A 19427-nucleotide genomic window follows, 5' to 3' on the forward strand; every position below is an offset into this window, starting at 1 on the left:
TGACGGGTGTCAAGGTTACAGGAACTTATGTCCGGAAAGTACACTTATCTATTCGGGTGAATAAAAGGAGCACATCAAATATAGTTTCGGTTGTGGTAAGTAAGCTGCTATAATCATAAAAATGAGAGATATACAGGCATTAATATATGCAGACTGTTGGATGTTGCGGTAACTAATGGTTAATATAAAACAAGTTAGCATTATGAATACATTAATTGGAACACTTCAGTATTTCGTACTGATAACCTTTGAGTTGGTTGCACTGTTTATGTTTATCAGTGCATTGGTTGAAATAATTCTCATGTATGTACCGGAAGAGAAAATACGTAAAAGGCTGTCCGGTGCCGGGATGTTCGGTAATGTAATAGCAGCCGGATTCGGTGCTTTGACCCCATTCTGTGCCTGCTCTACAATCCCAATGACAGTAGGATTCTTGAATGCGGGTGTTCCTTTCGGATCAACCATGTCATTCTTGATAGCCTCGCCGTTACTTAACCCGATAATCATAGGAATGCTTGGTGCAATAGTTGGAATAAAGGCAATGATAGCCTACTTTGTCATAGCATTCCTCTGCTCCGTTATTTTTGGTTTTGTAATGGAGAAAATGGGTATGCAAAAGTATGTCAAAAATGTACGTTTGAAACCGTCTTCATGCTGTTCAGGAAGTAACAATATCGTTGATAAAAGGGCTCTTCCATTCAAAGGGAAGTTGAAAATAGCCTTTGCAAATGCTTGGGACAGTCTTCGTCCAATAATGGGTTACCTATTGATCGGTGTTGCTCTCGGAGCTGGTATATACGGTTATATGCCACAAGACTTTGTAATGAATATTGCAGGTCCGGACAATCCGTTTGCTATACCTGTAGCTGCCGTATTGGGTATTCCTCTTTATATACGTGCTGAAACTGCCATACCTATCGGAGTTGCATTAATGGGTAAGGGTATGAGTATAAGAGCTGTTATCGCACTCATTATCGGAGGTGCAGGAATGGCCATACCGGAAATGACTATGCTGGCAAGTATATTCAAGAAGAAACTTGTTACCATGATTGTGCTGGTCATATTCCTGACAGCTGTTGTATCAGGATATTTGTTTAACATTTTATTATAAGAACTTATGGACAAAAAAGAAGAAAAGAAAGGATTTTGGGCTTCTTTATTCGCACCAAAATCATGTTGTTGTTGCGGACCTCAGATTGAAGAAATAAAAGAGGAAAAGAAAGAAGAAAAATCTAAAACGGAAGAAGATAAGAAAGAAAATGATGACAGCTCTTGCGGATGCTGTTAGTACTCACATCCTAAGGTGTAATATATTAAGGGGGTATATCGTAATACGCGATTTACCCTCTTTTCTTTATCTGCGATAAGAGTGTAGTTAACTTTTTCAGGCAGCGATATTCTAAAGATATTCTCGATTTGACCCAATAGTTAAAATAAGCGGTAATAAGGCCGCAAAAGTGTTTAATTAGCCAATTTTGCCCTCTTTACTCATCTTCTATACACCTTGCCCTCTGTGTTTTGCGTAATTCTTCCACTATTTCTGTTAGTATGGAAAGGGTAAACCCAATTTCCTCGTTGTTTTCCTAAGCTTTTTCCTAAGCAATGACGTCATCTATTTGGCTTAACAGAACACGGATTTTCTTCATCAGTCGTTCACGGTTTCACTCAACGGTCATCAACTTAGGATAGTATGGATTACGGCCACATTCTTTGCATAACTTCCTGCCTCCTTCTATCAAGATTCAGGCTTTCAACCAAAGCATCAACCATACGCGCCAGATCATTGTCGGCGATATTTCCATCGATCCTTTGTAAAAAAAGGGCCCTTTGATAGGGAATATAAGGACGAAAATGTATCTTTGCCATATGTATAAATCTTTATGCTTAAAGATACAAAATCTTTAGGTAATAACAAAGCCCCTGCTTGTGAAAGTCGGGGCTTTGTGCTAAAAAAGAAGGTGTGCTTTTTGACACCCTTCATAACCATAACCTTTAGCCTTATAATTTGTCGGCCAGCTCTGCCGCCTGACGACAACCGTCTGTCTTATCAATATCTCCAACATTCAGTACACCGGGCACAGCCACTTCGCCTGCAATATCCCATTTTAACAACGCTGCCGAACGCCTTATAGGAATACGCACACCGTCCATTACCGTCATGTCGTCTTCTTCGCAACAGGTAATTAAGGCACATTTCTTACCAGCAATATCCTTACCGCCCACTACCAGTGAGAACAAACGATCTATCACTCCCTTGATTTGCGCCGGTATGGAATACCAGTAAACCGGCATGCTAAAGACGACTGCATCTGCCTCTAGAATAGCAGGAGCGATCAGATTGAAATCATCATCAAACGAGCAGGCTTTACCTGTCTTATAACAGGTCATGCAGGCATGACAACCACCAATTTTCAAGAAGGCAGCATCAAAACGACTCACGGTATGACCTTTCTGTTCTGCCTCCTTAATGAACGCATCGGTCATGGCAAAACTGTTCCCGTTCTTACGCGGACTGCCTGTAATCACTACAATTTTCATATTCAAATCCTCCTTTTTATTTATGAATCGTGTCCGAATTCTGATTATAAGCTTTGGCTACGCATTTCCATTCGCCATTCATCTTCATCAACAACAGATAATCAGTAAAGTCAATACGACCACCCCATTTTTCTTCCAGCACACGAACAACAGCCAAGGTCTCTTCTACCGTCACCACATCGATGCGTGCCTTGAAATCTTCGCCAGCTCTAACAGTGTCTACATTATGATAAAACTGCTGGATACTGCCATGCTCCAGTTTTCCATCCAGATAGCCAAATAACACAGCTTCGTCGATAAACAGATCTTTCGCATAGCTGCTGTTACCCTCAGCCACACTCTTCACAAACTTCATGGCTGCCTTTTCTACAGCCTCGTATTCTTCGATACTTGCTCTCATAATAATAATATCTTAGCGGATTATTAACAGATGCAAATGTATGTGTCGGGAATGATCCATACAAGTACCGAAAAATTATTCACTTACCGAAAAATTATTCGGTATACCGTATTCAGGGAGTTATATGTATCTTTGTATTGTGTAAACAATTACCCATAAATCATGTACGAAAGAAAAATACCCATAGATCTGGATTGCCCGCTCCGGCTGACCATGAGCCTGATAGGTTCCAAATGGAAATCATGTATAGTGGATGAACTGAGGCATAAATCATTGCGTCCGAGCGAGCTGCATAAAATCTTCCCAGAAGCGACACCGCGCGTACTCGACATTCAGCTGAAAGAACTGGTGGAAGATGGATTAGTGCACAAGACTACCTATAACGAAGTTCCCCTACGTACAGAATATGCATTGACCGATTTAGGACGGAGCCTGCTGCCTATTATTGATGCCATGATCGAATGGGGAAATCGAAATACGGATTTATTTGAACGGAAATATGGGGAAAAAGCAGGTTATCACCAGCCAAAGGAAACATAAAGTTACATCCGCAAGGGCGCAGTGAACTTTTTGAACTTTATGAACTTTTGAGTTTTTCAGTTGATCTGATTGATTGGTTTCTGCATATTACCAGAAAACAAAAAATCCCGATTTCGCTTGGAAATCAGGATTCTATGTGGTGCCACCAGGAATCGAACCGGGGACACAAGGATTTTCAGTCCTTTGCTCTACCAACTGAGCTATGGCACCTTTTTTTGTTGTTGTAACCGTTATCGTTTCGATTACGGGTGCAAAGGTAGGGACATTTTTTGAATATGCAAACTTTTGGACAGAAAAAATTTATTTTTTATTCATTTCTCTATCAGAAATACATAATTCTGTTTCTTCTTGAAACAGCTAACTATATCTAAATAAAGACTATAAATATTATCAGCTACATCCAGTGGGAAAAAGCTGATAAATGAAATTTTTTGTGCCAACATCCGAGACGACTGCATAAAATAATAGCCTTTGATGATATAATAAGCTATAAAAAGCAGACCGGCATACACTGATAGTAGAAAATTTCCCATACACCCAACAACAACAGATGCAATTACGACTATCCAGAAAAGCCAATAACATAAATTCTCGAATAAGAAAAGCCGGTAAAAACGCTTTTTGGCATGGCTTCGGGTTGAAATCAACCCTATACGTTCCTGCGACCATTTCTTCAACCGGTAATATTCTTCTTTTTTCACCAAAGCATCCGGTAAATAATTGACTACTGTATTTTGTGCCGTTGCCACCTCATCAATAAACTGACTGTCTTCTCCTATTTTCAGGAACAGCTGATTATAAAATCCTTTATTCTTAAAGAACAGAGACTTCGTATATGACAGATTTTTTCCTGAACCCGAAAAAGGATGATCCAACAAGGCGGCCGAGAGATACTGCAAACCAAACTTCAGATTATCATAAGCTATCAGCTTATTCATCCATCCTTTCTGATATGGATAGGAAGCATATCCCAATACAATTCCTGTCTTTTCTTTATAAGAAGACACCATTGCACGTATCCAATTGGTAGTCATCGGCTCACAATCGGCCTCGGTGAACAGTATTACCTGATGACGTGCGGCCTTAATGCCCAAGGTCAATGCCAGTTTTTTCTTACTGATATAACGTGCTTCTTTGGGTATGAATGTATAATATAAATAAGGATAGTCACGCTTAAACAGACTTAACCGGTTGCTGCAGACTTCCGACATGCCGTCGTTGACAACAATAACCTCAAAATCCGGATAATCCTGATTCAGCAAGGCAGGTAAATGCTTTTCCAGGCTTTCTTCATTGTCGTGGGCATAAACCACCACCGACACCGAAGGACAAGAGGACAAATCCTGCTTCATTGCAGGCTGTTGAGAACGCAGTCGCCACGGACGACGATACAACACCAGACAATAAAGCAGGACTATTAAAAACAGGAGCGCTGTAAATCCTGCCAAACCAAGTTCCAGATGGCTGAATTGTAACAGACTCATTTCAGTTATAATTGATCCGAGAAATATGCTGCAGGAAGCTGACGGCAATTATATTGAGAAGCCATCACCTCACCATAAGCTCCTGCCGAACGCAAGGCAATAAAATCACCCCGATGAACTTCGTTCAGCTCAACATCTTTTCCAAAGACATCTGATGATTCACAGATCGGACCGACTACGTCGTAAACTTCTACATCATTGTCACTGGAAATATTTTCGATACGATGATAGGCATCATACATGGCCGGGCGAATCAGATCGGTAAAACCGGCATCCAGAATAGCAAACTTCTTGACTTCTCCTTCCTTGACATACAATACCCGAGAAATCAATGAGCCACATTGAGCTACTACCGAACGGCCCGGTTCAAAATGTACCTGCTGACCTGGACGCAAATCCAGCAGTTTGTGGAAGACAGCAAAATAATTATCGAAGGCAGGTATTGACAAATGGTTCGGATGATAATAATCTATGCCCAAACCACCTCCTAAATTCAAGTTCTCTACTTGTATGCCTTTCTTTTCCAATTCTTCCTGAATCTCATTGATCCGAATAGCCAAGTTACGGAAAGCGGACATATCTGTTATCTGGGAACCAATATGACAATGGATACCAATCAGACGTACGTGCGACATGGCTTTCATTTCATCCAGTACGCCATTTAATAATCCCAAATTGATACCGAATTTATTTTCCTTCAGACCGGTAGTTATCTTAGCATGGGTATGAGCATCTACATCCGGGTTAATACGCAAAGCCACACGAGCCACCTTGTTCTTGGCTGCAGCCAGTTCATTGATAACACGCAATTCAGCCAACGATTCTACATTGAAGCAGAAGATATTCTCATCAAGCCCTAAATTGATTTCCCAATCAGCCTTACCTACTCCGGCAAAGACGATCTTTTCTGCCGGAAAACCAGCCTTGATGGCAGCTTCAACTTCACCTCCGCTCACACAATCAGCGCCCAAGCCTGCCGCAGCAATTATTGACAGCAGACGCGGATTGGCATTTGCCTTGATGGCAAAATGTACATGATATCCGTATTTTCCGGATTCAGCCTGAATTGTCTGCAGGGTTTCGTTCAACAAGTCAACATCATAATAATAAAAAGGAGTCTTCAGCTCCTTGAATTTATCAATCGGAAATTTACCTTTCAACATAAGCCTATATACTATAATGATTCAAGTTTGCCTCCAGAGTTTCTGTATGCCCCAGAGACAGAACAAAGAAAAAGGTTGAGTCAGGCACCCGGCATCAGGAATCAGTTCATCATCGTCTGTCTCCCCAACTACCTGTCTGACACAACCTTTTTCAGGGTTTATTTATTATTAAACAAATGATCGCTTAAAGCCTGCAGAGCACGCTGCTTGTCGGAAGCCTTAACCAGCAATGAGACATTGTAGTTGCTGCCGCCATAAGAAATCATACGTACAGCCACATCCTTCATGGCATGAACGATACTGTCTTCAAATCCGACATTCTCCCATTCCAGATCACCTACCACACATACGATAACCATATCTTCATCGACAGATACTGTACCATATTTCTTCAGGTCATTTACAATCTCATCCAAGTGCTTGCGGTTGTCAATAGTAACAGAAACCCCTACTTCAGAAGTCGTTACCATATCAATCGGAGTCTGGTAATTTTCGAATGTTTCAAATACTTTCCGCAAGAAACCTGTTGCCAGCAACATACGTCCGCTCTTGATCTTGATAGCCGTAATGTTATCCTTGGCAGCTACAGCCTTGATCTTGCCTTTTTCAGTAGCATTCGAAATCAAGGTACCCGGAGCATCCGGCTGCATTGTATTCAGCAAGCGAACCGGGATATTATTGATTTTAGCCGGCAAGATACAAGTCGGATGCAAGATCTTCGCCCCGAAATAAGCCAGTTCTGCCGCTTCTTCGAAATGCAGATGACGAACCGGAGACGTTCCTTTTACGAATCGCGGATCGTTATTGTGCATACCATCGATATCTGTCCAGATCTGTATCTCTTCTGCCTTGATAGCCGCACCAATCAAAGAAGCTGTATAGTCGCTACCGCCGCGCTGCAAGTTATCGATCTCACCGTATGCGTTTCGGCAGATATAACCTTGCGTAATATACAGGTCAGCTTCGGCATTTTCTTCCAGCAGACGAGTCAGTTTTTCTTTGATGTAGACCGGATCCGGTTCAGCATTCTTGTCTGTACGCATAAAATCGAGTGCAGGAAGCAATACTGAATTCACGCCCAGTTCCTTCAGATACAGATTCATCATGCCTGTTGAAATCAGTTCACCTTGTGCCAACACCACTTTTTCTTCAAACAAAGTAAACAAGTCTTTGGTGAAAGAACGAATGTGATCAAAATGGAAGGTCACTAATTCACGAGCCTTAGCCTTGTATTCTTCCGTTGCATACAGCTCTTCGATATGCCCAAAATATTTCTGAGACAACTTATTGATGATCTCATTGGCTCCATCCGGATTCTTCTTATACAAATAATCTGAAATCTCGACCAATGAATTGGTTGTTCCAGACATGGCAGACAACACGATAAGGTTCTTTTCGCCAACAATCAGCTTGGCAACATCTTTCATTCTCTGTGCAGATCCCACAGAAGTACCGCCGAATTTTAATACTTTCATTTCTTTTACCTTATAATTTATTTATTCTCATTCAACTAACAAGGATGTGGTGCAAAGTTATAAATAATTTACTTATCCACATCATTTAAACAGGCATTCTCGCATTTAACGATACGTGCCGGGAAATTATGAACCAACGTATAGTTATGCGTCGTCATAATCACAGCCGTTCCCTTTTTACAGATCTCGTGCAGAAGCTGTACAATCTGTCCGCTTGTCTCCGGATCCAGATTACCCGTAGGTTCATCGGCCAGGATGATGTCGGGAGTATTCAGCAAGGCTCGCGCAATAACAACACGCTGCTGCTCACCTCCCGAAAGTTCGTGCGGCATCTTGTATCCCTTGTTCTGCATGCCTACCTGTTGGAGTACTTCTTCAATCCGGTTCTGGATATCCTTGTTACTGCGCCAGCCGGTAGCCTTCAAGACAAATTCCAGGTTCTTATTCACCGAACGGTCGGTCAGCAACTGAAAATCCTGGAATACAATACCTAATTTCCGGCGCAGATACGGTACATCTTTCCGTTTGATCTTCCGTAAATTATAGTTCAGCAGAAAAGCTTCTCCACCGCAAATCGGAATTTCACAGTAGAGCGATTTCAGCAGACTGCTTTTTCCGGAACCGACTTTGCCGATTACATACACAAACTCTCCCTGATGCAACGACAAGGAAGCCTGATGCAAGATCACATTCTCGTTCCTGCATATATCTACGTTTTCCAGTTGAAGTAGTACGCCTTCTTCCATCTTACTTATTTATGACGTTTTTTCAGTTCACGGGCCAAGTCTTCAATGCTAAGCCCTTTGCTTGTCAGCAGAACGATCAGGTGATAAATCAGGTCGGATGCCTCATACACCAACCGGTCTTCTGTACCGTTTGTTGCTTCGATAACTGTCTCAACAGCTTCCTCTCCTACTTTCTGAGCCATCCGGTTCACACCTTTCTGGAACAGAGAAGTCGTATACGAACCTTCCGGCATTTCCATACGGCGGCGTTCGATAAACTTCTGCAGATATTTCAGGAACATGATGTCTTCTTCGTTCTTTTCACCGAAACATGTTCCGGCGCCTGTATGGCAAACCGGTCCGTCGGGATTGACACGGATCAGCAAGGTATCGTTATCGCAGTCTGGAACAATTGAAACGACATGCAGGAAATTTCCACTCGTCTCTCCCTTCATCCACAGACGATTCTTGGTACGGCTGAAAAAGACCACTTTCTTTGTTTCCAATGTTTTCTGATAGGCTTCTTCATTCATAAAGCCCAACATCAATACTTTATTTGTATTCTCATCCTGAATAACTGCGGGAAGCAAGCCTCCCATTTTTTCAAAATCCAAATTCAACATATTATTATACCTTATTATAATCTTACATTTATTCCTTCGCGTTGCAAATATAGCTTCAATTCTTCAATCTTGATCTCTCCGAAATGAAATACACTGGCTGCCAAAGCCGCATCGGCCTTTCCCACACTGAATGCATCCCGGAAATGTTCCATCTTTCCGGCACCACCGGAGGCAATGACCGGAATATGCAAGGTATCTGCCAGATGCGCCAAAGCATCATTTGGATAACCTTCCTTCACGCCGTCGTGCGTCATACTGGTAAACAGGATTTCGCCCGCGCCCCGTTCTTCAGCTTCCCGCGCCCAGTCAAACAAACGCTTGTCGGTCGGGATGCGGCCTCCGTTCAGATAACAGATCCATTCTCCGTTTTCCCAGTTGGCATCAATCGCTACCACACAAACCTGACTGCCGAAATGCGAGGCAATTTCTCCAATCAATTCAGGACGCCGGATAGCAGCCGAATTGATGGAAACCTTATCAGCGCCGGCACCCAACAGGCGGTCTACATCCTGCAATTCATTGATTCCTCCACCTACGGTAAAAGGAATACTGATATGGGCAGCCACTTTCTTAACCAATTCCGTAAAAGTCTTCCGTCCTTCATGAGATGCGGTAATATCCAGATACACCAGTTCATCCGCACCGGCCCGGCTATAAGCGGCTCCCAGTTCAACCGGATCACCGGCATCCCTGAAATTCACGAAGTTGACTCCTTTTACCGTCTTTCCCTCTTTGATATCCAAACAGGGGATAATTCTCTTGGCTAACATATATGTTTTTGATTAATCAGTTACTAAATTGTTCTAACTCTTCCAGACGGATCCGCCCTTCATAAATGGCTTTTCCGAAAATCACGGCCGGAATACCTGCTTCTGCCAGGCGTTCGATATCGGCTATCGAACTGACGCCACCGCTGGCAATCAGATAAATGTCCGGAACCTGTTCCTGTATTTCCTTATATAAGTCGACTGCCGGTCCCTGCAACATTCCGTCTCTTCCGATATCCGTGCAGATGATCTTCCGGATTCCTTTCTCCTGATAATCGCTGATGAAAGGAATCAAGTCGAGGGCCGTGCCTTCTTCCCAGCCGTTCACCGCAATCTTCCGGTCTTTTGCATCAGCGCCCAAGATTATCCGCTCGCTGCCGTATTGCTTCAGCCAGGATAAAAAGCTATCTGGATTCTTCACGGCAATACTTCCGCCCGTTACCATCTGTGCGCCACAGTCGAAGGCAATACGCAAATCTTCATCCCGCTTCAACCCACCGCCAAAGTCGATCGTCAAACCGGTATGCCCGGCCACCTTTTCCAGCATCTTGTAATTAACGATATGCCCGGCCTTGGCACCATCCAGATCCACCATGTGCAGGCGACGGATACCATGATCTTCAAACTGTTTGGCTACTTCCAGCGGATCTTCATTATAGACCTTCCGGGTCTGATAATCCCCTTGCGTCAGTCGGACGCATTTCCCTTCTATCATGTCTATGGCTGGTATCAGTTCAATCATACGCTTACAGATTAAGGAAGTTCTTTAATATCTGTTCACCTACCGAACCACTCTTTTCCGGATGGAACTGCGTGGCATAAAAATTATCCTTATGCAAAGAAGCACTGAACGGCAGGATATACTCGGTCGTTGCGGCCGTATCAGCATTCAGCGGTACATAATAACTATGTACGAAGTAAACGAACTGATTCTCGAGCGCCGGACTGAACAAACCGCCTTTCAGGTCGGTAATTGTATTCCATCCCATGTGCGGCACCTTATCTTCATGGCGCTGCGGGATGAAACGCTTGACATCCACGTCGAAAATACCCAGACAATCGGCATTTCCTTCTTCCGAATAACGGCACATGAGCTGCATGCCCAGGCAGATTCCCAACACCGGCTGCTTCAGTCCGCGTATCAAATCCGTCATCTGGTGTGCTTTCAGATATTCCATCGTGGTAAAAGCTTCTCCAACTCCGGGGAATATCACTTTATCCGCTTTGGTGATCAGTTCCGGATCAGCGGTAATCACCGGCGTAATGCCCAAACGCTTGAGGGCATAATCTACCGAATAGATGTTTCCCGCATTATATTTTATGATGGCAACATTCATTTTTCATCAAGCTTTTTGAAGTTAGGTTGCAAAAGTAACAAATTAATATTACAAATGAGAAAATATAGAATAAAAGTTCCCTAACAGAATGCTTTTGTAATAATTTGGAGATGTATCCTTGCTTTTTCGAGAAGAACACCTAGCGAATAACATGACTTTATTTCTCCAACTCATTTTATTTTTATCGTTTCACCCCTGTGATACGACCGTTTCACCCTTGTGAAACGATCGTTCCACATAGGTGAGACGATCGTTCCACCCGGGTGGAACGATAAAAAGCTGCCGAGTTTTCTACATCTTCCCAAAAGGACCTTAGAATAACCATCCGATAAAATTACTATCTTTACCTCCGGTTTCATGAAAAAGGTAAAAACATGACTGAGCTCAAAGCAACACAAAATACTCCGGAAAAGGTGGAGAAGAACCGGATTCATATTAAGAATATGGTCTGTCCGCGGTGTATCATGGCTGTCCGGCAAATACTCGACAAGCTGGAGATTCCTTATCTTTCAGTGGAATTAGGCGAAGCCTGGCTGAAACAACCGCTGAAAGACCAACAAAAAGCGACTTTGAGAAGCGAACTGGAGTCTATCGGGTTTGAACTGCTGGAAGACCAGCGGCAGCAGCTTGTCGAACAGATCAAACGGAGCATTATCGAACTGGTTCATCAGGAGAACAATGAGCTGAAAGTAAACCTGTCTGACTTTTTGGTAGAGCAATGCCATCACGACTACAGTTTCCTGAGCAAGCTCTTCTCGGAAGTATGCGGAATCACCATCGAGAAATATTTCATTCATCAGAAGATCGAACGGGTCAAAGAACTGTTGGCCTACAACGAGCTCTCATTAAGTGAAATAGCCCTGCTTCTGAACTATTCAAGCACAGCTCACCTGAGTGCTCAGTTCAAAAGCGTAACCGGCATGACTCCTACCCAGTTCAAGCAGCAGGAAAGCGGAATGCGCAAACCGCTGGACCAAATATAAAAACAGTCAGAACACAAAAGACGATTTATTTCCTCCCGGCATTCCGGTCATGGCATTCAAATCCTATAAAATCTATCCAAAATTCTATAAAGCCCCGACGGATTGTTCATACTAATTTTGTTTCCGAAATCAGACAAACAGAATTTTCTATGACGAATACGAAAACAACAACAGCTACCTTCCCGGTGATGGGAATGAGTTGCGCGGCATGTGCCAACCGGGTGGACAAAACCCTGAACCACCAGGCGGGTGTCAGCCAGGCACAGGTGAATTATGCGGCAGCTACGGCGACGGTGGAATACGATCCGCTCGTCTGTTCGCCGGAAGCCCTGCAGAAAGCCGTACAAGATGCCGGGTATGATTTGCTGATCGGCAAGGAAGAAGAAACAGCCGAAGAAGCCGAACAAATCCGAAACCAGGATTACCAGAAACTCAAGCGGAAAACCATTGGAGCCATTCTTTTGGCCTTTCCGGTAGCCGTGATCAGCATGTTTTTCATGGATATGCCTTATACCGGATATATCGCCTGGATTCTTTCTACTCCGGTTGTCTTCTGGCTGGGGCGCGACTTCTTCATCCATGCCTGGCAACAGCTGAAGCACCGGTCGGCCAATATGGATACGCTGGTAGCCAACAGTACCGGGATTGCTTACCTGTTCAGCCTCTTCAATCTTTTCTTCCCGGAATTCTGGGAGCAGCGAGGCGTCGAAGCGCATGTCTATTTTGAAGCGGCCAGTGTGATCATTGCCTTTATCTTGTTGGGCAGACTGCTCGAAGCCCGAGCCAAGAACCAGACATCGACTGCTATCCGGAAGCTGATGAATCTGCAACCGAAAATGGTGAACCGCCTTCTCCCCGACGGAAAGACGGAGTGCGTCCCGGTGGAAAAGATCGGTAAAGGCGACCATATTTTAGTCAAACCCGGCGAGAAAATAGCCGTGGATGGTATCTTGTTGGAAGGAGAATCTTACATCGACGAAAGCATGTTAAGCGGTGAACCGGTTCCGGTAGCCAAACGGAAAGGAGATAAAGTTTATACGGGCACCATCAATCAGAAAGGAAGTTTTACTTTCCAGGCAGAAAAAGTAGGACACGAAACCCTGCTGGCCCATATCATCCGGTTGGTACAAGAGGCACAAGGCAGTAAAGCCCCTGTTCAACGGCTGGTCGATAAGATAGCCGCGATCTTTGTACCTGCCATCCTCACGCTTTCGTTACTGACGTTCATCGCCTGGTATGTATTGGCCCCAACCGAAGGCTTTACACACGGACTGTTGGCAGCAGTCACCGTGCTGATTATCGCTTGTCCGTGCGCATTGGGACTGGCAACGCCGACAGCCATTATGGTCGGCATCGGAAAAGGTGCCGAATCCGGCATCCTGATCCAAAATGCCGAAAGTCTTGAATCGGCCCGCAAAGTAGATACAATCCTCCTCGACAAGACCGGAACCATCACAGAAGGCAAACCAGTAGTAACCGATCTGGTCTGGCTGCCCGGTCAGGAACCTTTGCCAGCCGTCTTCCATTCACTGGAAAAACATTCAGAACATCCGTTAGCTGACGCCGTCTGCCGGTATTTGAACACAGAAGTTCTTCCGGTAACATCCTTCGAAAGTCTGACGGGAAAAGGTATCATGGGCGTCATCGACGGCGTCCTTTACCGGGCCGGAAACAGGAATCTGCTGCTCGAGGCAGGCATTACCATTGACCCGTTCCTGCAAAAACAGGCAGACGAACTGGCTCAAGCCTCGAAAACCGTTATCTGGTTGGCCGACTCAAAACAGGCATTGGCCGTTGCTGCCATCACAGACCGGATCAAACCTACTTCCATAAATGCCATTCATACCTTACAGAAAATGGGTATTCAGGTATGGATGCTGACCGGAGACCAGGAAACAACGGCCAAGGCAATTGCCGAGCAAGCCGGTATCCGGCATTATCAGGCAGGTATGACACCACAGGGAAAAGCCGAATTCGTCAAGCGGCTGCAGCAAGAAGGGAAACAAGTAGCCATGATAGGCGACGGCATCAACGACAGCGCCGCATTAGCCCAGTCCGATCTGAGCATTGCCATGGGACAAGGAAGCGACATTGCCATTGATGTAGCACAAATGACCATCATCTCTTCCGATTTGCAGAAGATTCCGGAAGCCATCCAGCTTTCTCGCCTGACGGTACAAACCATTCGTCAGAATCTGTTCTGGGCTTTTATCTATAACCTGATTGCCATTCCGGTAGCCGCCGGTATTTTATACCCGATCAATGGCTTCCTACTCAACCCGATGATTGCCGGAGCCGCCATGGCCATGAGCAGCGTAAGCGTCGTCAGCAACAGTCTGCGACTGAAAAGGAAAAAGATACAAACAAATGATTCTATAAATACAAATTCAAAGACGATGAAAAAAGAGTATGTTATTGAAGGCATGATGTGCAACCATTGCCGCATGCGCGTAGAAAAGAGTTTAAATCAGCTGGAAGGCGTACAGGCTTCAGTCACATTGAATCCGCCGGTAGCTACCATTGAGTTTACACAAGGCGAAAAGTCGCTGGATGAATTGCAGGCCGTACTGACCGACGACGGTTATACGATTCATGAGAAGTAAAACCGGGGAAACAGCCGGCTAGAACACATAGCTTAAAATAAGCTAAATCAGGATGGTGTCAAAGAAAACATTCTATCTTTGGCACCATTATTCATATAAAATAAATTCGTTTATGAAAACAATGAAATGGCTTATGATGTGTATGCTGGCTATCAGTGCCTGCTGCCTGCCAGCTTGTAGTGATGACGACGAATCTATCCGATTAACGCCAACCGATGAAAACCAGCAGCCCATCAATTCTGATTATACCTTGCAACTTTCGCCTTTTAGCGAAGGAGAATCCTATTATATCTACGGAGCAGAAACACCGTTCACGGTCGAAAACAGCAATAAAGAAGTCGTGGAAGTAATCGAAGGAAACTCGACACTCACCTTCAAACCCTTACTCCAGGGAGAATCCATCATTTCCATACGGGATGCCAAGTCGCATGTCTATTTCCTGAAGATAAAAGTAGCTTATCCTTCCCGTTCTTTCCATGTGATTGGCCTAAGAGCAGAAGTGATCGGAGACGAGATTACCCAGAAAGAGGAAAGAGAGCTGAGCGAAATAATACTGAAGAATAAGTCTGTCAGCCTTGATGGAGAATATTACTTCTCATACATGGTGCCCGACAGCACAGAAGGTGAAGTTATCATTTATCCGTCCGCAACCACGCAGGCCCAGAAAGGGACATTCCGGCGGGAAGTCAAATACGATGAAAACGGAAAGACCTATCAGCAATTAAGTATCCAGCTGACATCCGGAGAAAAATTCTATTATGCCCTGTCCGTTTCCGGTACAACACAGACGATTACTTCAGCTGATTACGATGAATGGAGCTTGTCTGCTAACACAGACAGTCTGGTTTACGGATTAAAGGAAGACGTTACGGAGAAATACCAGACCGATTATCCGAAGCTGGAAAAAGCTTACGCTACGCAGTTTATCCAATAAGCAGGTTCACGCTGTCTTAGCGTGCCTGCTTCAAGGCTTGAGCCATCTGGTCGGGACAAGAAGTGCCACGGCCATGGCAGTCAATGCCTTCAATCCGACGGATTGCTTCTTCTACCGACATACCTTTTAACAAAGCACACATGCCCTGCCGGTTGCCATCGCATCCGCCAATCACTTGTGCATTCTCGATCTTGCCATCAGCAATATCCACAATCATCATCTTAGAACAAACTCCTCCTTGAGGAATGTACGTAATTCGTTGTTTTTCCATTTATCTTATCTCCTTTTTATAATCGGGCTGCAAAGATATAAATTAAATTCGCTACTTTTGCCCTTTATAAATAATAAACAAATGACTTACGAAGAGACATTGCATTACTTGTTCACCAGCATTCCGGTTTTTCAGCACAGCGGAGCCTCCGCCTATAAACCCGGATTAGGAACTAGTAAAGCCTTAGATGATTATCTGGGAAATCCCCATAAAGATTATAAAACGATTCATGTTGCAGGCACCAATGGCAAAGGTTCAACCAGTCATTTACTGGCTGCCATTCTGCAAGAGGCCGGATATACAGTCGGCTTGTTTACCTCTCCTCACCTGGTAGACTTCAGGGAACGAATCCGAGTGAACGGGAAAATGATATCCAAAGATTACGTAGTTCAGTTTGTGGAACGGTATCGTCCGGTATTCGAACCCTTGAAACCTTCTTTCTTCGAATTGACATCCAGCATGGCTTTCGACTATTTTCGTGATCAGCATGTTGATTTCGCTGTAATTGAAGTTGGACTGGGCGGACGGCTTGATAGTACCAATATTATTACGCCTATCTTAAGTGTGATTACCAACATCAGTATGGATCACACCCAGTTCCTAGGGAATACCTTAGAAGCCATTGCTTCGGAAAAGGCTGGTATTATCAAACCCGGAGTTCCGGTTGTTATCGGAGATGTAGAACAGCCCAGTGTCATGCAAGTATTCAAGGACAAAGCGGCCCAAGTGAATGCCCCTTTGTATGCATCCACAGAAATAAAACCAATCATCGATTTTCTGTTAGGAGCCGATTCGAAATGGCGCTTTGTAACGAAAAACTTCGATGTTATTATCGGAGAACTGGGAGGACTGGCCCAAGCAAGGAATGCCACCACTGTCTTAACAGCGGTGGATGTATTAAGAACGAGAGGCGTTCATATCTCGCCCAAAAACGTCGAAGAAGCATTTGCTCATGTTGTAGAATTAACCGGACTGATGGGACGCTGGCAGACCGTACACACATCACCTCGCGTTGTGTGTGACACCGGTCATAATACCGGAGGATGGGAAATCCTTTCCAAACAGCTCAATAATCAAATCGAACGCTGTCGCCGGTTACGGATGATCGTCGGTATGGTCAACGATAAAGACATCAACGGTGTTTTAGCATTGATGCCGAAAGATGCAACGTATTATTTTACCCAGGCTTCGATTGCCCGGGCACTGCCGGCAGAAGAATTTGCCAAACTGGCCCGGCAACACGGCTTAAGCGGGAATGTTTATCCTACGGTTGAAGCTGCTGTCCGGTCAGCTTTACAAGATGCCCATACAGACGACTTTATCTTTATCGGAGGAAGTACATTCATCGTAGCGGATGCCTATCCGCTTTTTCAACCAACTGCCAATAATCAAAAATTGTAATAATTATGACAGAACTAATTCAAAGAAAACTAAGTGACTCGAAGGCGGCCCGCTGGACTGCCTTAGCGATTGTGGCTTTCACCATGCTCTGCGGCTATTTCCTGACGGATGTCATGTCGCCACTAAAACCCATGCTCGAAGAAGAACTGGCCTGGACCAGTACAGACTTTGGTATCTTTACCAGTGCCTACGGCTGGTTTAATGTATTCTTCCTGATGCTGATCTTCGGAGGAATGATTTTGGACAAGATGGGAGTTCGTTTCACCGGTATGGGAGCTTGCTGCTTGATGCTGATCGGATGTGCCATAAAATACGCTGCTGTAGCCGGATATATTGGTGCTGAAGGAACAATCTTCGGATGGAAATCCCAAGTTGCTCTCGCCTCTTTAGGTTATGCAATCTTTGGTGTCGGTGTAGAAATTGCAGGAATCACCGTATCCAAAGTCATCGTAAAATGGTTTAAAGGGAAAGAACTGGCATTAGCTATGGGACTGGAAATGGCAACGGCCCGTATCGGAACCATGTTGGCCATGGCAGTAACCGTTCCTTTCGCCAAATACTTCCAGAGTGTTTCTGCACCGGTATTGCTTTGTCTGATCATGCTTTGTATCGGTACGATTTCATACATGGTTTACATTGTAATGGACCGCAAGCTGGAAGCTTCGATGAGTGCCGAAGAGGAAGAAAAAGAAGAACCGTTCCGTATGTCGGATGTATTCCTCATCATCAAGAACAAAGGATTCTGGCTGATTGCCTTGTTGTGCGTTTTGTTCTATTCAGCTGTTTTCCCATTCATCAAATATGCGACGGACCTGATGGTCAACAAATACCACGTCGAACAGGAACTGGCCGGATTTATCCCGAGTCTGTTGCCACTGGGAACACTTTTCCTTACGCCGTTCTTCGGTAATCTGTATGACCGGAAAGGAAAAGGAGCAACCATCATGATCATCGGTGCGGTTATGCTAATCGGTGTGCATCTGCTGTTTGCCCTACCAATCCTGAATGAATGGTGGTTTGCTACACTGGTAATGATCGTATTGGGTATAGCTTTCTCACTGGTTCCGTCGGCTATGTGGCCTTCAGTTCCAAAAATCATTCCGGAAAAGCAATTAGGAACAGCTTATGCCTTGATCTTCTGGGTACAGAACTGGGGACTGATGGGCGTTCCGGCATTGATTGGCTGGGTATTGGATACCTACTGCAAGCTTGATACCACCAACGGAGGTCCGGCCTACGATTATACGCTGCCGATGATTATTTTCTGTTGCTTCGGTATCGTGGCTTTGTTCATTGCCGTAATGCTGAAACGGGAAGACAAGAAAAAAGGTTACGGTTTGGAATTACCCAATATCAAGCAATAACCTACTGATTTTACTTTATTCCGATTATATTAAGACGCAGGCCATGAAACACATAGGCCTGCGTCTGCCATTTTAACTCAAAAGAAATGAAACCTGAACAGATACTTTTGGATGTCCATACGCACACCATTGCCAGTGGACATGCTTTCAGCAGCCTGCAGGAAATGGTACATGCTGCTGCAGACAAAGGATTGAAGATACTGGGAATTACAGAACATGCACCAGGTATTCCGGGAACATGTGCTCCGATTTACTTCCGAAACCTGCACGTCGTACCCCGGCACATGTATGGCGTCGAATTGCTGTTAGGAGCCGAACTGAATATTCTGGACTACGAAGGCCATATCGATCTGGAAGAGTTTTATTGGAAGATGCTCGACATCCGTATTGCCGGAATCCATTCCTTATGTTACCAGAACGGAACAGTAGAGCAAAATACAGCGGCCATGTTAGGAGCGATTCACCATCCGTATGTACAGATCATCAGTCACCCCGGCGACGGAACAGCCGATTTGCTGTTTGAACCCATCGTCCAGGCAGCTAAAGAAACAGGGACGTTATTGGAAATTAATAACAGCTCACTGAATCCGGTTCGACACAAAGTCAAGGCGCACGACAACAATCTTGAAATCCTCCGACTCTGCAAACAATATGAGATACCGGTTATTTTAGGAAGTGACGCGCACATTTCATTTTCCATTGCTCAATATGATCATATCTATCCGCTACTGCAAGAAGTTGACTTTCCAGATAGGCTGATTGTAAATGACAAACCCAACTTATTCAAACAGCTTCTAAAACCGCTGCCAGCCTGATACA

The 19427-nt window shown here is 44.5% G+C and carries 20 protein-coding genes, 1 tRNA gene and 1 pseudogene; 9 read left to right on the top strand and 13 right to left on the bottom strand.

The features are described 5' to 3' along the window. Nucleotides 1-202 precede the first annotated feature (202 nt). Nucleotides 203-1111, top strand: coding sequence for a permease (locus tag NEE14_RS04675; RefSeq protein ID WP_251966767.1), 909 nt, complete (start codon nucleotides 203-205; stop codon nucleotides 1109-1111). 6 nt (nucleotides 1112-1117) lie between these two features. Next, a complete protein-coding gene (locus NEE14_RS04680) occupies nucleotides 1118-1288 on the top strand; it encodes a hypothetical protein (RefSeq protein ID WP_251966768.1) in 171 nt (56 codons plus the stop codon). Between the two features lie 385 nt (nucleotides 1289-1673). Here the strand turns inward: NEE14_RS04680 and NEE14_RS15845 are convergent. The 3 genes and pseudogenes from NEE14_RS15845 to NEE14_RS04695 form a co-directional block, all read right to left on the bottom strand. Then, a pseudogene (locus NEE14_RS15845) lies at nucleotides 1674-1866 on the bottom strand (IS1182 family transposase); the annotation flags it as partial. 132 nt (nucleotides 1867-1998) lie between these two features. Then, on the bottom strand, nucleotides 1999-2538 hold the full coding sequence (locus NEE14_RS04690; RefSeq protein WP_251966769.1) for a flavodoxin family protein: 540 nt from the start codon (nucleotides 2536-2538) through the stop codon (nucleotides 1999-2001). 16 nt (nucleotides 2539-2554) lie between these two features. Continuing rightward, on the bottom strand, nucleotides 2555-2938 hold the full coding sequence (locus NEE14_RS04695) for a nuclear transport factor 2 family protein (RefSeq protein WP_251966770.1): 384 nt from the start codon (nucleotides 2936-2938) through the stop codon (nucleotides 2555-2557). Between the two features lie 162 nt (nucleotides 2939-3100). On the opposite strand from NEE14_RS04695, the gene NEE14_RS04700 reads away from it, so the two are divergent. Further along, nucleotides 3101-3478, top strand: a complete 378-nt coding sequence (locus tag NEE14_RS04700) for a winged helix-turn-helix transcriptional regulator (RefSeq protein ID WP_251966771.1) — start codon at nucleotides 3101-3103, stop codon at nucleotides 3476-3478. Between the two features lie 137 nt (nucleotides 3479-3615). Here the strand turns inward: NEE14_RS04700 and NEE14_RS04705 are convergent. From NEE14_RS04705 to hisH, 9 genes are all read right to left on the bottom strand, one after another. Beyond that, nucleotides 3616-3688: transfer RNA gene (locus NEE14_RS04705), tRNA-Phe, on the bottom strand. Nucleotides 3689-3789: 101 nt separating this feature from the next. Then, a complete protein-coding gene (locus NEE14_RS04710; RefSeq protein WP_251966772.1) occupies nucleotides 3790-4962 on the bottom strand; it encodes a glycosyltransferase in 1173 nt (390 codons plus the stop codon). A 5-nt stretch (nucleotides 4963-4967) separates the two neighbouring features. Further along, on the bottom strand, nucleotides 4968-6125 hold the full coding sequence (lysA, locus tag NEE14_RS04715; protein ID WP_251966773.1) for a diaminopimelate decarboxylase: 1158 nt from the start codon (nucleotides 6123-6125) through the stop codon (nucleotides 4968-4970). 158 nt (nucleotides 6126-6283) lie between these two features. Further along, nucleotides 6284-7600 carry an aspartate kinase gene (locus tag NEE14_RS04720; RefSeq protein WP_251966774.1) on the bottom strand — a complete coding sequence of 439 codons (1317 nt, stop codon included), beginning with the start codon at nucleotides 7598-7600 and terminating at the stop codon, nucleotides 6284-6286. A gap of 68 nt (nucleotides 7601-7668) precedes the next feature. Next, entirely contained in the window at nucleotides 7669-8346 is a 678-nt protein-coding gene (locus NEE14_RS04725; protein ID WP_251966775.1) for a cell division ATP-binding protein FtsE, read from the bottom strand. Between the two features lie 5 nt (nucleotides 8347-8351). Further along, nucleotides 8352-8945: a bifunctional phosphoribosyl-AMP cyclohydrolase/phosphoribosyl-ATP diphosphatase HisIE gene (hisIE, locus tag NEE14_RS04730; protein WP_251966911.1), complete on the bottom strand. Its 594-nt coding sequence runs from the start codon at nucleotides 8943-8945 to the stop codon at nucleotides 8352-8354. Nucleotides 8946-8962: 17 nt separating this feature from the next. Then, nucleotides 8963-9718, bottom strand: coding sequence for an imidazole glycerol phosphate synthase subunit HisF (gene hisF / locus NEE14_RS04735; RefSeq protein WP_251966776.1), 756 nt, complete (start codon nucleotides 9716-9718; stop codon nucleotides 8963-8965). 16 nt (nucleotides 9719-9734) lie between these two features. Then, a complete protein-coding gene (hisA, locus tag NEE14_RS04740) occupies nucleotides 9735-10457 on the bottom strand; it encodes a 1-(5-phosphoribosyl)-5-[(5-phosphoribosylamino)methylideneamino]imidazole-4-carboxamide isomerase (protein WP_251966777.1) in 723 nt (240 codons plus the stop codon). Between the two features lie 4 nt (nucleotides 10458-10461). Then, complete coding sequence (hisH, locus tag NEE14_RS04745; RefSeq protein WP_251966778.1) at nucleotides 10462-11052, bottom strand: imidazole glycerol phosphate synthase subunit HisH; 591 nt, start codon at nucleotides 11050-11052, stop codon at nucleotides 10462-10464. 443 nt (nucleotides 11053-11495) lie between these two features. On the opposite strand from hisH, the gene NEE14_RS04750 reads away from it, so the two are divergent. From NEE14_RS04750 to NEE14_RS04760, 3 genes are all read left to right on the top strand, one after another. After that, on the top strand, nucleotides 11496-12035 hold the full coding sequence (locus NEE14_RS04750; RefSeq protein ID WP_251966912.1) for a helix-turn-helix domain-containing protein: 540 nt from the start codon (nucleotides 11496-11498) through the stop codon (nucleotides 12033-12035). 149 nt (nucleotides 12036-12184) lie between these two features. Further along, nucleotides 12185-14638: a heavy metal translocating P-type ATPase gene (locus NEE14_RS04755; protein ID WP_251966779.1), complete on the top strand. Its 2454-nt coding sequence runs from the start codon at nucleotides 12185-12187 to the stop codon at nucleotides 14636-14638. Nucleotides 14639-14750: 112 nt separating this feature from the next. Then, nucleotides 14751-15572, top strand: coding sequence for a hypothetical protein (locus NEE14_RS04760; RefSeq protein ID WP_251966780.1), 822 nt, complete (start codon nucleotides 14751-14753; stop codon nucleotides 15570-15572). 16 nt (nucleotides 15573-15588) lie between these two features. Here NEE14_RS04760 and NEE14_RS04765 read toward each other — a convergent pair whose 3' ends face one another. Further along, nucleotides 15589-15843 (bottom strand): TIGR03905 family TSCPD domain-containing protein, encoded by a 255-nt coding sequence (locus NEE14_RS04765; RefSeq protein ID WP_022455956.1) that lies wholly within the window; start codon nucleotides 15841-15843, stop codon nucleotides 15589-15591. Between the two features lie 81 nt (nucleotides 15844-15924). Between NEE14_RS04765 and NEE14_RS04770 the strand changes: the two genes are divergently transcribed. From NEE14_RS04770 to NEE14_RS04780, 3 genes are all read left to right on the top strand, one after another. After that, nucleotides 15925-17244: a bifunctional folylpolyglutamate synthase/dihydrofolate synthase gene (locus NEE14_RS04770; protein ID WP_251966781.1), complete on the top strand. Its 1320-nt coding sequence runs from the start codon at nucleotides 15925-15927 to the stop codon at nucleotides 17242-17244. Nucleotides 17245-17249: 5 nt separating this feature from the next. Next, nucleotides 17250-18608 carry an MFS transporter gene (locus tag NEE14_RS04775; RefSeq protein WP_251966782.1) on the top strand — a complete coding sequence of 453 codons (1359 nt, stop codon included), beginning with the start codon at nucleotides 17250-17252 and terminating at the stop codon, nucleotides 18606-18608. An 86-nt stretch (nucleotides 18609-18694) separates the two neighbouring features. Next, entirely contained in the window at nucleotides 18695-19423 is a 729-nt protein-coding gene (locus tag NEE14_RS04780) for a phosphatase (protein WP_251966783.1), read from the top strand. Nucleotides 19424-19427 lie beyond the last annotated feature (4 nt).

The sequence above is a fragment of the Parabacteroides sp. AD58 genome (assembly GCF_023744375.2).
GTDB lineage: Bacteria > Bacteroidota > Bacteroidia > Bacteroidales > Tannerellaceae > Parabacteroides > Parabacteroides absconsus.

Coding starts and splice junctions, on each gene's coding strand:
- NEE14_RS04675 (WP_251966767.1), top strand. CDS start 203: ATGAATACATTAATTGGAACACTTCAGTATTTCGTACTGATAACCTTT.
- NEE14_RS04680 (WP_251966768.1), top strand. CDS start 1,118: ATGGACAAAAAAGAAGAAAAGAAAGGATTTTGGGCTTCTTTATTCGCA.
- NEE14_RS04690 (WP_251966769.1), bottom strand. CDS start 2,538: ATGAAAATTGTAGTGATTACAGGCAGTCCGCGTAAGAACGGGAACAGT.
- NEE14_RS04695 (WP_251966770.1), bottom strand. CDS start 2,938: ATGAGAGCAAGTATCGAAGAATACGAGGCTGTAGAAAAGGCAGCCATG.
- NEE14_RS04700 (WP_251966771.1), top strand. CDS start 3,101: ATGTACGAAAGAAAAATACCCATAGATCTGGATTGCCCGCTCCGGCTG.
- NEE14_RS04710 (WP_251966772.1), bottom strand. CDS start 4,962: ATGAGTCTGTTACAATTCAGCCATCTGGAACTTGGTTTGGCAGGATTT.
- lysA (WP_251966773.1), bottom strand. CDS start 6,125: ATGTTGAAAGGTAAATTTCCGATTGATAAATTCAAGGAGCTGAAGACT.
- NEE14_RS04720 (WP_251966774.1), bottom strand. CDS start 7,600: ATGAAAGTATTAAAATTCGGCGGTACTTCTGTGGGATCTGCACAGAGA.
- NEE14_RS04725 (WP_251966775.1), bottom strand. CDS start 8,346: ATGGAAGAAGGCGTACTACTTCAACTGGAAAACGTAGATATATGCAGG.
- hisF (WP_251966776.1), bottom strand. CDS start 9,718: ATGTTAGCCAAGAGAATTATCCCCTGTTTGGATATCAAAGAGGGAAAG.
- hisA (WP_251966777.1), bottom strand. CDS start 10,457: ATGATTGAACTGATACCAGCCATAGACATGATAGAAGGGAAATGCGTC.
- hisH (WP_251966778.1), bottom strand. CDS start 11,052: ATGAATGTTGCCATCATAAAATATAATGCGGGAAACATCTATTCGGTA.
- NEE14_RS04750 (WP_251966912.1), top strand. CDS start 11,496: ATGGTCTGTCCGCGGTGTATCATGGCTGTCCGGCAAATACTCGACAAG.
- NEE14_RS04755 (WP_251966779.1), top strand. CDS start 12,185: ATGACGAATACGAAAACAACAACAGCTACCTTCCCGGTGATGGGAATG.
- NEE14_RS04760 (WP_251966780.1), top strand. CDS start 14,751: ATGAAAACAATGAAATGGCTTATGATGTGTATGCTGGCTATCAGTGCC.
- NEE14_RS04765 (WP_022455956.1), bottom strand. CDS start 15,843: ATGGAAAAACAACGAATTACGTACATTCCTCAAGGAGGAGTTTGTTCT.
- NEE14_RS04770 (WP_251966781.1), top strand. CDS start 15,925: ATGACTTACGAAGAGACATTGCATTACTTGTTCACCAGCATTCCGGTT.
- NEE14_RS04775 (WP_251966782.1), top strand. CDS start 17,250: ATGACAGAACTAATTCAAAGAAAACTAAGTGACTCGAAGGCGGCCCGC.
- NEE14_RS04780 (WP_251966783.1), top strand. CDS start 18,695: ATGAAACCTGAACAGATACTTTTGGATGTCCATACGCACACCATTGCC.